This window comes from Duganella sp. CF402 (assembly GCF_900109645.1).
Taxonomy (GTDB): domain Bacteria; phylum Pseudomonadota; class Gammaproteobacteria; order Burkholderiales; family Burkholderiaceae_D; genus Rugamonas.
Window position 1 is genome coordinate 1,261,453 of the sequence record NZ_FOBG01000001.1, and the last position, 13,770, is coordinate 1,275,222.

At 63.9% G+C, this 13,770-nt stretch carries 15 protein-coding genes; 10 read left to right on the top strand and 5 right to left on the bottom strand.

The features are described from left to right. Window positions 1-8: 8 nt before the first annotated feature. Window positions 9-977, bottom strand: a complete 969-nt coding sequence (locus BMZ70_RS05710; RefSeq protein ID WP_092271104.1) for an MBL fold metallo-hydrolase — start codon at window positions 975-977, stop codon at window positions 9-11. Then, window positions 974-1,333 carry an STAS domain-containing protein gene (locus BMZ70_RS05715; protein ID WP_229205307.1) on the bottom strand — a complete coding sequence of 120 codons (360 nt, stop codon included), beginning with the start codon at window positions 1,331-1,333 and terminating at the stop codon, window positions 974-976. Before BMZ70_RS05715 ends, BMZ70_RS05710 begins: the two co-directional genes overlap by 4 nt. 121 nt (window positions 1,334-1,454) lie before the next feature. Here BMZ70_RS05715 and BMZ70_RS05720 point away from each other — a divergent pair, with 121 nt between their 5' ends. Then, complete coding sequence (locus BMZ70_RS05720; protein ID WP_092271110.1) at window positions 1,455-2,750, top strand: NCS2 family permease; 1,296 nt, start codon at window positions 1,455-1,457, stop codon at window positions 2,748-2,750. Here the strand turns inward: BMZ70_RS05720 and BMZ70_RS05725 are convergent. After that, window positions 2,728-2,979 (bottom strand): hypothetical protein, encoded by a 252-nt coding sequence (locus BMZ70_RS05725; protein ID WP_092271113.1) that lies wholly within the window; start codon window positions 2,977-2,979, stop codon window positions 2,728-2,730. The two genes, BMZ70_RS05720 and BMZ70_RS05725, sit on opposite strands and share 23 nt — an antisense overlap. A gap of 111 nt (window positions 2,980-3,090) precedes the next feature. Here BMZ70_RS05725 and BMZ70_RS05730 point away from each other — a divergent pair, with 111 nt between their 5' ends. From BMZ70_RS05730 to BMZ70_RS29185, 7 genes are all read left to right on the top strand, one after another. Beyond that, entirely contained in the window at window positions 3,091-3,549 is a 459-nt protein-coding gene (locus tag BMZ70_RS05730) for an Lrp/AsnC family transcriptional regulator (protein ID WP_092271116.1), read from the top strand. Between the two features lie 62 nt (window positions 3,550-3,611). Next, window positions 3,612-4,121 (top strand): sigma-70 family RNA polymerase sigma factor, encoded by a 510-nt coding sequence (locus tag BMZ70_RS05735; protein WP_092271120.1) that lies wholly within the window; start codon window positions 3,612-3,614, stop codon window positions 4,119-4,121. Beyond that, window positions 4,118-5,071 (top strand): FecR domain-containing protein, encoded by a 954-nt coding sequence (locus tag BMZ70_RS05740; RefSeq protein ID WP_092271123.1) that lies wholly within the window; start codon window positions 4,118-4,120, stop codon window positions 5,069-5,071. Before BMZ70_RS05735 ends, BMZ70_RS05740 begins: the two co-directional genes overlap by 4 nt. 78 nt (window positions 5,072-5,149) lie before the next feature. Beyond that, window positions 5,150-7,594, top strand: coding sequence for a TonB-dependent siderophore receptor (locus BMZ70_RS05745; protein WP_092271126.1), 2,445 nt, complete (start codon window positions 5,150-5,152; stop codon window positions 7,592-7,594). A 2-nt stretch (window positions 7,595-7,596) separates the two neighbouring features. Then, complete coding sequence (locus BMZ70_RS05750; RefSeq protein WP_092271129.1) at window positions 7,597-9,369, top strand: PepSY-associated TM helix domain-containing protein; 1,773 nt, start codon at window positions 7,597-7,599, stop codon at window positions 9,367-9,369. After that, on the top strand, window positions 9,366-9,719 hold the full coding sequence (locus BMZ70_RS05755; protein WP_229205308.1) for a DUF3325 domain-containing protein: 354 nt from the start codon (window positions 9,366-9,368) through the stop codon (window positions 9,717-9,719). The genes BMZ70_RS05750 and BMZ70_RS05755 overlap by 4 nt, the downstream gene beginning before the upstream one ends. An 80-nt stretch (window positions 9,720-9,799) precedes the next feature. Then, complete coding sequence (locus BMZ70_RS29185; RefSeq protein WP_092271132.1) at window positions 9,800-10,600, top strand: beta/gamma crystallin-related protein; 801 nt, start codon at window positions 9,800-9,802, stop codon at window positions 10,598-10,600. Between the two features lie 13 nt (window positions 10,601-10,613). Here the strand turns inward: BMZ70_RS29185 and BMZ70_RS05765 are convergent, their stop codons facing one another. Beyond that, window positions 10,614-11,540 carry an NAD(P)H-binding protein gene (locus BMZ70_RS05765; RefSeq protein ID WP_092271135.1) on the bottom strand — a complete coding sequence of 309 codons (927 nt, stop codon included), beginning with the start codon at window positions 11,538-11,540 and terminating at the stop codon, window positions 10,614-10,616. 95 nt (window positions 11,541-11,635) lie between these two features. Here BMZ70_RS05765 and BMZ70_RS05770 point away from each other — a divergent pair, with 95 nt between their 5' ends. Then, a complete protein-coding gene (locus BMZ70_RS05770) occupies window positions 11,636-12,544 on the top strand; it encodes a LysR family transcriptional regulator (protein WP_092271138.1) in 909 nt (302 codons plus the stop codon). Here BMZ70_RS05770 and BMZ70_RS05775 read toward each other — a convergent pair. Next, on the bottom strand, window positions 12,531-12,869 hold the full coding sequence (locus BMZ70_RS05775; RefSeq protein WP_165403523.1) for a DUF4124 domain-containing protein: 339 nt from the start codon (window positions 12,867-12,869) through the stop codon (window positions 12,531-12,533). The genes BMZ70_RS05770 and BMZ70_RS05775 overlap by 14 nt on opposite strands. 140 nt (window positions 12,870-13,009) lie before the next feature. Between BMZ70_RS05775 and BMZ70_RS05780 the strand changes: the two genes are divergently transcribed. Then, window positions 13,010-13,759: a DUF481 domain-containing protein gene (locus tag BMZ70_RS05780; protein ID WP_092271144.1), complete on the top strand. Its 750-nt coding sequence runs from the start codon at window positions 13,010-13,012 to the stop codon at window positions 13,757-13,759. Window positions 13,760-13,770: the final 11 nt, after the last annotated feature.

Genomic DNA, 13,770 nt, shown 5'->3' on the forward strand with positions numbered 1-13,770 from the left:
GGCGGCGCTTACAGCGCGATTTCCATGCCGTCGTACGCGGAGACGATTTCCAGCGGCGCTTCGCCGGTAATCTCCGCATAACGGCGCGTCTCGGCCAGCACGCGCGAGATTTGCGCGTCATCGTAGATAGGTTCGTGGTGGAACAGGCAAAGCTTATGCACGCCTGCCAGCTGGCACAACTCCACGCCCACCACGTTGCTCGAGTGGCCCCAATCCGCCTTCACCGAAATCGAATCGGCGAGCGAATACATGGCGTCGAAAATCACCAGGTCCGCATCGCGGAAAAAGTCCACGAAGGCCACGCGTTCGGCGGCGTTATCGAGCTTGTGCTCGGAGTCGGTGCTGTAGATGATCGTCTTGCCGCCGCTTTCGAGCCGGTAGCCATACGAATCGCCCGCATGCAGCTGCAGCTTGGCGGTCACCGTCACATCGCGCACCTGCAACGGCACGCCCGGCTCCATCAGCACAAACTCAATGGTCGCGCCGAGCTGGTGGAAGCCCACCGGAAAGCTGATCGGCTCCTGCTGGCGGCGGAACGCCGTTTCGAGATCCTTGTGGCAGCCGTAGATGATGATGCGGTTGCCCGGAATATAAGCCGGCGTAAAGAACGGGAACCCCATGATGTGGTCCCAGTGCAGGTGCGACATGAACACGTGATAGGTCTGCGGCTTGCCCGGCCCGTACTTGGCCAGCTTGGAACCGGCCAGCGGCCGCGCGCCCGAACCCAGGTCGAAAACAATGTGCTCATGGATGGCATCCGTATCCCAGGCCTCCACCTCCACGCAGCTGGAATTGCCGCCGTAGGTGCCGCTCACCTCAAAGCCGAGATGATTGTCGACGTAGTCGACGACCTTGTCCGTGCTATCGAGATTGCGGCCGATGGCGCCTTCCAGCGCCGTCACGAGCTTGGACCGGATCTGCTTGTGCGTCAGCGCCACCGGCAGCGAACCGCGCGCGCCCCAGATGCGGGCCTTCATGGAGCCACCGTCACTGCCGCCAAAGCAGCAGCGCGGTCAGGGAAAATCTCGAACAGCATGTCGAAACGGCTGATGGTGAACACTTCCAGCACCAGCGGCTGCAGCGCCGCCAATACCATGCGTCCGCCCTGCGCCTTGACCTGCTTGATGGCCACCATCAGCGCGCGCAGGCCGATGCTACTAATGTAGTTCACATTGGAGAAGTCGATCACCAATGGCGCGCCGTCCTTGCGGCAGTCCGCCAAATGCGGATCGAGCGCCAGTTTAAAAGCATCGGCATGGGTGTGATCGATGCGGCCGGCGGGGCTGAGCACAATAGTGCTGCCCTCTTGTTTGGGCTGGAGGTCCATAGTCATGCCTTGGAGTGCGTTGATAACTATTTTTCCATTATCACATCTTTTTATACTTTTGACACCAGCAAGTGTTGCGCCCATCCGTGCTATTCTTCGCCCCTCGTCGTTTTAGCAGGGGCGCGCCATGTCTTTACTTAACCAATTTTTCAAGCTCTCCGAACACGGCACCACCGTCCGTACCGAAGTCGTGGCGGGCGTGACCACCTTCCTGACGATGGCGTATATCATTTTCGTCAACCCCGCCATCCTCGGCGACGCCGGTGTGCCGAAAGATGCGGTCTTCGTCGCCACCTGCCTCGCGGCGGCGCTGGGCACCATCATCATGGGCCTGTACGCCAACTACCCGATCGGCATGGCGCCGGGCATGGGCCTGAACGCCTACTTCGCCTACGCCGTGGTGCTGGGCATGGGCGTGCCGTGGCAATCTGCGCTGGGCGCAGTGTTCATCTCGGGCTGCCTGTTCATCATCGTCAGCCTGTTTAAAGTGCGCGAGCATATCGTCAATGGCATTCCGCATTCACTGCGCGTGGCCATCACCGTGGGCCTGGGCCTGTTCCTGGCGCTGATCGCGATGAAGAGCGCCGGCCTGGTGGTCGCCAATCCTGAAACGCTGGTGCGCGTGGGCGACATGCACAATCCGCACACCATCATGGCCATCTTCGGCTTCATGCTGATCGTCACGCTGGACCGCCTCAAAGTGCCGGGCGCGCTGTTGATCGGCATCGTCTCGGTGACGGTGCTGAGCTTCTTCTTCGGCGGGAATACCTTCCACGGCTTCATGTCGCTGCCGCCGTCGATTTCGGCCACGCTGCTGCACCTCGACCTGCCGGGCGCCTGGCATATGGGCCTGTTCAACGTGGTGCTGGTGTTCTTCCTGGTCGAACTGTTCGACGCCACCGGCACCCTGATGGGCGTGGCCTCGCGCGCCGGTCTGCTGGTCAACGGCCGCATGGAACGCCTGAACAAGGCGCTGCTGGCCGACAGCTGCGCCATCGTCGCCGGCTCGGTGCTGGGCACCTCCAGCACCACCGCCTATCTGGAAAGCGCGGCCGGCGTGCAAGCGGGCGGGCGCACCGGCCTGACCGCAGTGGTGGTGGCAGGCCTGTTCCTGGCAGCGCTGTTCTTCGCGCCGATCGCCGGCGTGGTGCCGGCCTACGCCACCGCACCGGCGCTGTTGTTCGTGGCCTGCCTGATGCTGCGCGACTTCATCGACATCGACTGGAGCGACACCACCGAGAGCGTGCCGGCTGCGATCACCGCGCTGGTGATCCCGTTCACCTACTCGATCGCGCACGGCATCGCCTTTGGCTTCATCACCTACGCCGGCCTGAAACTGCTGACCGGCCAGGCGCGCCAGGTCAAGCCGGTGGTGTGGGTGATCGCCATCGTCTTCCTGATCAAGTACAGCTATGTAGCCTGATCGGCAGCACGCCGACCAGATTGTGCAGGCGCATGCGGCATAACGTCAGAATATCCTCCTCTTCGGCCGCAAGGCGCATCTGCACCTCCATGCCATGCGGCGTGGAGGTGGTGCGCAGCGCGCGCAACTCAATATTCAAACGGCGCACCACCTGCAACGCCGTTTCCAGCGTGGCGATAGGCGCATCCGGCTCGATGCAGAATCGGTAGCTTTTTTGTGTGGTTTCCATGCTGCTAGCATAGCGAACAACGCCAAAAATAGGCTTCTTGAATTTACGTCAAATTCGCCAATGTGTAGTACATTCTTCCATTCATTTGCTAATTGATGGAATTTCATTCTTATGGAAATCGACGAACTGGATCGCCGCATCTTGCGCGAACTGCGCAAAGACGGCCGTCTGAGTAACACCAAACTGGCGGAAAAGGTCGGCCTGTCGACCACGCCATGCTGGAACCGCGTACGTGCGCTGGAAGACGGCGGCATGATCGAAGGCTACACGGCCCTGATCAGCCAGACCGCGCTGGGCTACCCGGACACCGTGATCATCGAGGTGACGCTGGACCGTCACGACGACGATATCTTCGACAAATTTGGCGCCGCGCTGGCCAAGCTGCCGGAAGTGATGGAAGCCTACCTGCTCACCGGCGACTACGATTATCTGATCAAGGTCGCCGTGGCCGGCACCGCAGGCTACGAAGAATTCCTGCGCAAGAAGCTGTACAAACTGCCGGGCCTGAAGCACAGCCGCTCCACCTTTGTACTGCGCTGCCTGAAACGCACCCACTCGGTCGAGCCCTGATCCGGTTGCGATGACAGGTCGCCTCATGTAGAATTAATGAGAATAATTCGCATTCTCATAAAATGACCAGCGCTGTCCCGCATCCCCACTTCACCGCCCTGTACAGCAAGCACCACTCCTGGCTCCACCGCTGGCTGTGCGCCAAGCTGGGTAACACCCATGATGCCGACGATCTGGCGCAGGACACCTTTACCCGCATCCTCGGGCGCAGCGATTTAACTGTACTGGTGGAGCCGCGCGCCTATCTCACCACCGTCGCCAAAGGTGTACTGGTCAACTGGTTCCAGCGCCAGTCGCTGGAGCGCGTCTACCTGGAGGCATTGGCCGCCCTGCCCGAGCCGACCGCCATTTCGCCGGAACAGCGCATGGTGATCCTCGAAACCCTGCACGACATCGACGCCATGCTCGATACGCTGCCGCCCAAGGTCAGGCAAGCCTTCCTGTTGTCGCAACTGGACGGCATGGGCTACGCCGAGATTGCGACGCGCCTCGATCTGTCGCTCATCACCATCAAGCGCTATATGAAGCAGGCCTTCCTGCAATGCCTGCTGGCGATGGAGGACGCTGTATGAACGCGCGCGTCTCGCCACAGGCGCTGGAACAGGCGGCGGAATGGCTGGTGCGCCTGCAGGACGGCGCCACCAATGCCGACCGCGCCGCCTGCGAACAATGGCGCAGCAGTGATCCGCAGCACGCCCTGGCATGGGCGCGCGCCGAGCAATTAATGGGCAAGCTTGATACGCTGCCGCCGGAGCTGGCGATGCCGGTCCTGAACCGCAAGCCGGACGCCGCGCGCCGCGCCGCCATCACCCGCATCGCCGCCCTGATGCTGACCGTGCCGGTAGGCTGGAGCGCATGGCGCTACGCCGAATCGCAGCCGTGGTCCGGCGAGATCCACACCGCCGTTGGCGAGCACCGCACGCTGACACTGGCCGACGGCACCAGCGTCACACTCAACACCGCCAGCGCCATCGACGTGCAGTTCAGCGACGGCGAACGGCTGATCGTCCTGCGCAACGGCGAAATTCTGGTGCGCAGCAGCCCGGCACATGACCGCCGTCCGCTGCGTGTGCGCACCGCCGAGGGCATGATGCAAGCGCTGGGCACCGTATTCAACGTGCGCCGCAATGAATGCAGCACCTCCCTGTCGGTACTGGAGGGCGCGGTACGCATCACGCCGGCCAAGGGCGCCAACGCCGCCTTAACCATCGCCGCCGGCAGCCAGACCCGCTTCAACCAGCACCACATCGCTCCGGCTCGCGCCATCGATCCCGCCCTTGCCGCCTGGACTACCGGCATGCTGCTGGCCGACCGGATGCGGCTCGACGAATTGGTGGCCGAGCTGTCGCGCTACCGCCACGGCGTAGTGCGCGTGGACCCGGCGCTGGCGGCCTTGCGCGTCTCCGGCGCCTTCCCCATCGCTGACAGCGAGCGCACGCTGGACATGCTGGTGTCCACTTATCCGGTCGACGCGGTGCAGCGCCTGCGCGGCTACTGGATCACGCTTGTTCCGCGCAACTAAAATAGTTGATCCGGGCTGATACTTTTTTGCGGCTCGGCTGGCAAAGAGACTGAAACCATTTTAAAGAGAGTCTCTTCCATGTCCTTTGCACGTCCTACCTCGTCCGAGCGCCGCCTGCCGCGCGCCGTTCGCATCGCCCTGTTCAGCATGACGCTGGCCGCCGCCCACGTTCACCACGCTGCCATCGCCGCCGAAGCGCCGGCCGCCGCTGCGCAAACCTACCAGCTGCCGGCCGGCCCATTGGGCCGCACCTTGTCCGGCGTGGCGGTCGGCGCAGGTATTTCGTTGTCCTTCGACCCGGCGCTGACTGAGGGCATGACCAGCCCTGCGCTGCACGGCAGCTATACCCCGCGCGCCGCGCTGGAACACCTGTTATCCGGCACCAGCCTGGTACTGGTCGCCCGCACCGACGGTACCTTGACGCTGCAAAAACGCGCGGGCGCACCGGCGGCCGGCCCTGCTGCCGCCGCACCCGCCACGCTGGCGCAGGTGGAAGTTCACGGCGTGACCGACGGCTCGCCCGGCCAGCAACGCAGCACCGGCGCCACCGGCCTTGAACTGTCGATCCGCGAAACACCGCAGGCCGTCAGCGTCATGACACGCCAGCGCATCGAAGACCAGCGCCTGGAAACGCTGCAGGACGTGGTGGCGCAAACCACCGGCATCACGCTGGACCACTCGTCGGCCACCCGCGAGACTGACCAGATGTACTCGCGCGGCTTCGTCATCGACACCTTCCTGTTCGACGGCATCCCGACCACCAAGCTGGTAGAGCCATCCGGCTTCGACGCCAATATCTACGAGCGTATCGAAGTAGTGCGCGGCGCGGCGGGCCTGATGGGTGGCACCGGCAGCCCGGCCGCCGCTGTCAATCTGGTACGCAAGCGCCCATCGCGCGAACTGCACGCGGACTTTGAGTTGCAGGCCGGTTCGTGGGACCGATTCCGCGCGCAGGCCGACATCTCCGCGCCGCTGAGCGAAGATAAGCACGTGCGCAGCCGCATCGTGGTGGCCCAGCAGGACGATCATTCCTTCATCGACCGCTACCACCAGGACAAGGATCTGTTCTACGGCGTAGTCGAAGCGGACGTCACGCCATCCACGCTGCTGAGCGCAGGCCTGATCTACCAGAACGAGATACTGGACGGCGCAAGCCGCCGCTTCGTCGCGTACTACAGCGACGGCACGCTGACCGACTTCCCGCGTTCGACCAACAGCGCCGCCGAATACTCGTACTACAAGCGCAAGCAAAGCCTGGGCTTCGCCACGCTGGAGCACTTCTTCGACAACGAATGGAGCGCCAAGCTGGCCATCAATTACGCCGCCAATCAATACGACGCGGTGCAAAGCTACGCCATGCGCGGCCAGCTCGATAAAAACACCGGCGCCGGCCTGTCGCTGTGGGTGACCAAATGGGTGTCCAAACCGGAACAAGTCACCGCAGACGCCTACGCCAGCGGCCCGTTCACCGCCTTCGGCCGCAAGCATGAACTGGTGTTCGGCATGAGCGCCTCGCGCATGGAACTGAAAGGCCCGAGCTATCCGGCGTGGGTCCTGCCGGGTTACGACGCCACGGTGCCGAACTTCTTCACCTGGAACGGCAACTCGCCGACGCCTGGCTACAACGGCAAAATAATCGGCAGCACGCTGGAACGCGAAAAACAACTGGCTGGCTACAGCTCCATGCGCCTGCGTCCGACCGACGACCTGTCGCTGATCCTGGGCGCGCGCATAACCAACTGGTCGCGCGACACCAAATACGTGGAATTCGGCGCGCCGACCATCAGCGACGATTTCCGCAAGAACGGCAAGCTCACGCCCTATGCCGGCGCGGTCTACAACTTCACACCGGCGTGGTCGGGCTATGCCAGCTACACCAGCATCTTCTCGCCGCAGACCTACCGCGACCGCAACAACCGCCTGCTGGCGCCACTGGAAGGCAACAACGCCGAAGTGGGCATCAAGGGCGACCTGCTGAATGGCCTGTTGAGCACCAGCTTCTCGGTATTCCACATGAAGCAGGATAACCTGGCCGAGATAGACTCCGACATGCTGTTGCTGCCGGCCGGCGGCGGCACTTACGCCTACCACACGGTGCAAGGCGCAACAGCCAAGGGCTACGAGCTGGAAGTCTCCGGCCAACTGCAACCGGGCTGGCATCTGACTGCGGGCTATGCCCACTCGCGTATCGAAGACGCCCAAGGCCAGCGCCTGCAAACCGGCCAGCCGCTGAACAACTTCAAGCTGTGGACCAGCTACGACATCAACAAGCTGACCGTGGGCGGTGGCGTCAACTGGCAAGGCGAGGTTTATACCAACGGCGCAGGTCCGAACGGCGAACGCTTCACGCAGCAAAGTTATGCGCTGGTGGCGCTGATGGCGCGCTATCGCCTGACCAAAGAGTTGTCGGCCACGCTGAACGTCAACAATCTGCTGGACAAGAAGTACTACTCGTCGGCAGCCGGCGGTTTCTATGGTGATCCGCGCAACGTGATGCTGTCGCTGAACTACCGCTTCCGTTAATCATGAAGCGCATCGCCATCATCATATTTGGCGCGTACCTGTTCGCGTCCATCGGCGCGGCGCTGCTGTCGTCGCTCAATGGCCCGGGCAGCGACGCCATGCTGGGCGGCGCGTTGCTCGGCCTGGCCTTGTATGCGCCGCTGGTCGCCTGGGGCTTTGCCACGCGGCGCGGCAACGTCGGCGCGGTTGCGGGCGGTCTGCGCCAGCGCATGGCGTGGCTGCACACGTGGGCCGGTCTGTGGGTGTGCTGGCTGGCTTTCGCCATCTTCCTGACCGGCACCCTGAGCGTGTTCGTCGATCCGATCTCCGACTGGATGCGGCCGGAGAAGGTGCATGAAACGGCGACGGCGCCGTTTGCCGAGCCGCTTGATCATGGCGTGCAGCTGAAGCATGGCCTGCGCTACCTTGAACAGCACGCGGCCCACAGCAAGATGTGGGAACTGTGGCCGCGTCCCGGCAAGGACGAATTTCAGGTGTTCTGGCTGAATGAGCGCGGCATGTACGAAGACGCCCACCTGTCCAGCATCACCGGCGCGGCCATGCCGGAAGAAGCCAGTACGGTGCGCGACACGTTGGGCGGCATGCATTTCGTCGAGTTCCATCATGCCCTGCACGCGGGCACGGTAGGCTTGTGGATCGTCGGTGTGGCGTCGGCCGCGATGCTGGTGGCGCTGATTTCAGGCGTCATCACGCACAAGCGTATTTTCAAGGACTTCTTTACCTTCCGTCCCGCCAAGGGCCAGCGTTCGTGGCTGGACGCGCACAACCTGGCCGGCGTGCTGACGCTGCCCTTCCTGTTCATGATCGTGTACAGCGGCCTGGCCATCAGCTGGAGCACTTACATGCCGGCGGTGAGCTGGGCGCAGGAACTGCGAACCGGCGAGCCGGCGCAGGTGCGCGAGTACGGCCCGGAGAGCACGCCATCGGGCCACCCGGGCGTGCTGACGGCGCTGGATCCGTTGGTGCGCCTGGCCGAGGCGACCTTCCATGCGCCGGCATTCGCCGTAGTGGTCAATCACCCCGGCGACGCGGCGATGACGGTGCAGGTCTACGGCACCACCTCGCCCGACACGCAGGAGGGCAAGCTGCTGAGCAAGCGCGGTGTGATGAAGTTTGATGGCGTCAGCGGCGGGCTGCTGGAAACCGAGATGCCGCACCGCGCTCCGCCCAACGGCGCGCGCGCCACGCTGGTCACGCTGGATGAACTGCATCGCCTGCACTTCGCCGGCGCAGTGATCCGATGGCTGTACTTCGTGGCTGGCATGGCCGGAACGGCGATGATGGCGACCGGCGCCATCCTGTTCATGGTGAAGCGCCGCCAGAAATCGCTGAACGAATTCGGCGCCGCCACGCCGCGCGTCTACCGTGCGATCGACGTGCTGAACGTGGCCGCCATCGCCGGGCTGTCGCTGGCCTGTATCGGCTTCCTGTGGTCCAACCGCCTGCTGCCACTGGGACTGCCGGAGCGCCATGAATGGGAGGTCGCCGCTTTCTTCGGCGTATGGGCGGCCGCGCTGGCGCATGCCGCCTGGCGTCCAGCTGCGCAGGCCTGGAGCGAACAGCTGGCCACATGCGCAGCACTGTGCGTAGCGCTGCCGCTGCTGAACTTTGCCAGCACCGGCCAGCACCTGCTGGCCTATCTAGAACGGCGCGACCTTGAGCGCGCGGCCGTCGAGCTGACGGCCATCGCCATCGGCGTGCTGCTGGCTATCGTCGCAGCGCGTATCGGCCGCCGCAGCAGCATCTCCGCAACCGCCAACCGAAAGGCCGCATGATGGCTTACGCTTCCATCGTCATGACCGCACTGGGGCTGAGCTACGCCGGCATGGCAGCGCTGTCGCTGGCAATCGACCGCCATCATCGCCAGGTGTACGGCTGCGACGCGCCGGGGCGCCGCCGCAGTATGCTGCGCGCCGCCGGCAGCGTGCTGCTGATCCTCGCCCTGCTGCCTTGCGTGCTGCTGTGGGGCGCAGGCGCGGGCTGCGTCGCCTGGCTCGGCGTGCTCACGGTTGGCGCACTGGCAGCCGCGCTGCAGCTGCCGTACTGGCCGCGCAGCGCCATCCCGTTGGCCGCCTTCGTCGGCACGCTCTCCCTTGCGAGGTTAGCCGGGCTTGCGCTCGGCTAACCCTTGCCTTTGTGCGCCGCCGTACAGAGTGCGGCGCCAAAATCGTCCATCCTCGGGCTTCATCCCAACAGGAGAAGATAATGAACAAGACGATGAAGTTCGCCGTGGCCGCTGTCGCCGCCGGCATGACCGCACAGGCATTCGCGCAAGTCACCTTCTACGAGGCAGACGGCTGGCGCGGCCGCGCATTTACCGCCAACGGACAAGTGCGCGACCTGTCGCGCAACGGCTTCAATGACCGTGCCTCTTCGGTAGTCGTCGAGCGCGGACAATGGGAGGTCTGCGAAGACGCCAACTTCCGTGGCCAGTGCATGATTCTGCGTAAAGGCAGCTACGAGACGCTGGGCGGCATGGGCCTGAACAACCGCATCTCATCGGTGCGCCCGGTGAAGGCGCGCGACCGCTACGACAACGAAGCACCGCCGCCGCTGGCGCAGCCGAGCTACGAGTGGCGCCGCCGCCCAAGCGAGCGCATAGTCGAGGTGCCGGTCAGCTCGGTGCACGCGGTGGTTGGCGCGCCGGAGCAGCGCTGCTGGGTCGAGCGCCAGCAGGTCAACGAACCTTCGCGCCCTAACGCCGGCGGCGTAATTGCCGGTGCGCTGATCGGCGGCATCCTTGGCCACCAGGTCGGCGGCGGCACCGGCCGCGATATCGCCACGGCCGGCGGCGCCGTGGCGGGTGCAGCCATCGGCAACAACATGGCTAACCAGAACAACAGCTCTTCGCGCGACGTGCGCCGCTGTGAAACTGTCGGTAACCAGAAGCCGGAGTACTGGGACGTGACCTATAACTATCGCGGCGTCGAGCATCGCGTGCAAATGAGCACACCACCGGGATCGACCGTCGCCGTCAATAGCAAAACCGGCGAACCGCGCATGTAGCGGCATTTAACGCCTACGCCAGGCAGCCCAGCCCCTGCAAGGTGCGCTGTACCGCCAGGTCCAGCGGCGTATGCGGCTCGCTGCCCAGCACCGCCAGCAGGCGCGCATTCGACATGCGCACCGGTTGGCGCCACAGGTAGCGCATCTCGCGCAGTTCGCGGAATACCGGCACGAACGGTGCAGCGACCCAGGTCAGCCACCAAGGGAAGGCGCTGGCGCGCAGCTCCGGTTTTCCGGAGGCGCGTGCGATGGCGGCCGGCAGTTGCGTGCCGTCCGCATCCCAGTGACCGGCCATCTGGTAGCTGGCGAACTGCGGCAGCGTGTCGGCTCGCTCCACCAGGCGCACCATCGTCTCCGCCACATCCGGCAGGTAGGCCCACTGGTGGCCCACGCCCGGCGCGGAAGGATTACTGATCGACGTCACCGGCTTACCCGGCTTGACCAGTCCCTGCGCAAACCAGCTATTACCGGCCTTCGGCCCGAAGAAATCCCCCGCCCGCACAATCAGCACCGGCAATCCGCTATCCTTCAGGCGCTGCTCCATCTCGGCGCGGATCGCACCTTTGCGGGTGACAGGCCGCTGCGGCGCATCTTCGTGGATGTGCGGCAGCACGTCCGGTCCGTAGTTGTAGACAGTCCCCGGCAGCAGGATGCGGGCGCCGGACGCGCGCGCCGCCGCAATGGTGTTGTCGATCATCGGCAGCACCAACTGGCCCCAGTTGCGGTAGCCGGGCGGATTCACGGCATGCACGATCAGCTGCACGCCTTGCGCCGCGCGCACCACGTCGTCGCGGTTCATGGCGTCGCCGGCGATCCACTGCAGGCCGTCGCCCTCGCGCACCGAGCGGTGCAAGGCCTTCACGCGCCAGCCGCGTGCCACCAGCAACCGCGCTACTTCACCGCCAATACCGCCCGTTGCGCCCAGAACCAGTGCTTCCATTTTGCTCTCCTGTGTGAGTGTCGATGGATGCAGTGTCGCGCGAAGCCAGCTAAAAGAAAATTACCGAAATGAGCATAGTCGCTATACAATTTCGTATGACCTCGATTGAACCGAACTGGGATTTGTACCGCTCCTTCCTGTCCGTGCTGCAGGAAGGGTCGCTATCGGGCGCCGCGCGGGCGCTGGGCCTCACGCAGCCGACCGTCGGCCGCCATATCGACGCGCTGGAACAATCGCTAGGCCTGCCGCTGTTCACGCGTTCGCAGTCCGGCTTCATCGCCACCGAGGCCGCGCTCGCGCTGCAACCTTATGCGGAAACGCTGGCCTCAGCATCGACCGCGCTGCTGCGCACCGCCTCCGGCATGAAGCTCGGCGAAGATGAGGAGATCACAGGCTCGGTGCGCGTCACCGCCAGTGAAGTGGTCAGCGTCGAAGTGCTGCCGCCGATACTGGCCAAACTGCGCACCAGCCATCCCGGCATCACCATCGAACTGGCGTCGTCCAACCGTATCGAGAACCTGCTGCGGCGCGACGCCGACATCGCCGTGCGCATGCAGCGTCCGGAGCAGGATTTGCTGGTGGCGCGCCGCATCGGCAATATCGACCTTGGTTTCCATGCGCGCCGCGACTACCTGGAGCGCCACGGCATGCCGCGCACCTGGCAGGAGCTGGCGCAACATGCGCTGATCGGCATGGATCGGGAGAGCGCGCGGGCCCGCAAGTTCATGCCGCTGCTCGGGGAGCTGGAAAGCGGCAGCTACGCGATCCGCAGCGACAGCGACCTGGTTCACCTGTCCTCGATCCGCGCGGGGCTCGGCATTGGCATCTGCCAGGTGCGGCTGGCGCAGCGCGATCCGGCGCTGGTGCGCGTGCTGCCTGACCTGCTGACCATCCCGCTCGATACCTGGCTGGTCATACACGAAAACTTGCGCGCCAATCCGGCTTGCGCAGCGGTCTACAAAGCACTGGCGGCAGGATTGGAAGACTACGTCAACGCGCGCTGAGCAAACGACGCGGCTTGCGCAGTTCGTCCTGCGCCAGCATCGACTGGTACGCGGTTTGCAACGTGCTGGCGTCAACACTCGCCTGCTTGCGTTTCAAGCCATGCGGCAAATCAGCCCATCGGCTGCGTGGCGCAGGCATCGCCACGACCATCGATGGCGACGACGATGAAGTTGGCGGTTGCGCAACCGCATCCTGCTTCTCGTCGCCTTGCGGGCAAGGTACGTCAGTGAACAATACATGGCCTTCCTGATCCACGCATTTATTCACCTCTGCGCCGGCTGCGCCCCACATCACGGCCAACACCACACATAAGATAAGTTTCATGATCGATGCCCCTCTGATAAGTGGCACCATCATCCGCCCGCACGCAGGCGCCTTCTGTACGCCCACGCACCTCCATCATGCGGCATTGTCCGTCTATGTCGGGTACAATACCGCCTTCTTTCGGTATCACGCAGGTCTTCATGAAACATCTCCTCATCCTTTCCGCGCTGCTGGCCGGCCAAGCCGCAGCAGCCGATTCGATCGACCCCGCCGACGCGCATGGCTGGAACACGTCCGCAGAACTTGGCGCCATCTCCACCTCCGGTAACACGGTCGGTACTTCGGTGACCGGCAAGATCGACGCCAAGCAGGAAACGGTCAAGTGGAGCAATGAGTTCATCCTGGCTGGCTACTTCAAGGATGAAGAAGTCACCGACGACAACGGCGAGAAAATTCGCGAACGCTCGGCGCAGCGCTACTCGGTGTCCGCCAAGGCCGGCTACAAGCTGCTGCACGACGACCACGGCAAGCTGTTTGCGCTGGCCACCCACGTCGACGACAAATTTGGCGCGTACACGCGCTACTCGACGATCGGCATCGGTTACGGCACCCAGACCTACAAGTCGGACACCCACACGCTGGACGTGGAAATCGGTCCGGGCTACTTCCGTGGCGTGCGCTCGGAAGGCAATACCGAAAACGGCATGACCATTCGCGGCGCCGCCGCCCTGAAATGGAAGCTGAGCGACAACGCGCAATTCCGCCAGAATGTCAGCGTGGAGCGCGGCACCGACAACATCCACTCGATGGCCGAAACCGCGCTGCTCACCAAGATCAACGGCACCCTGCAAATGAAGGCTGCGTTCAACATCCGTAACGACACCAACGTCCCGGCTGACAAGAAAAACACCGACACACAAACGTCGGTCACCCTGGTTTATTCTTTCTAAACTTGAGATAC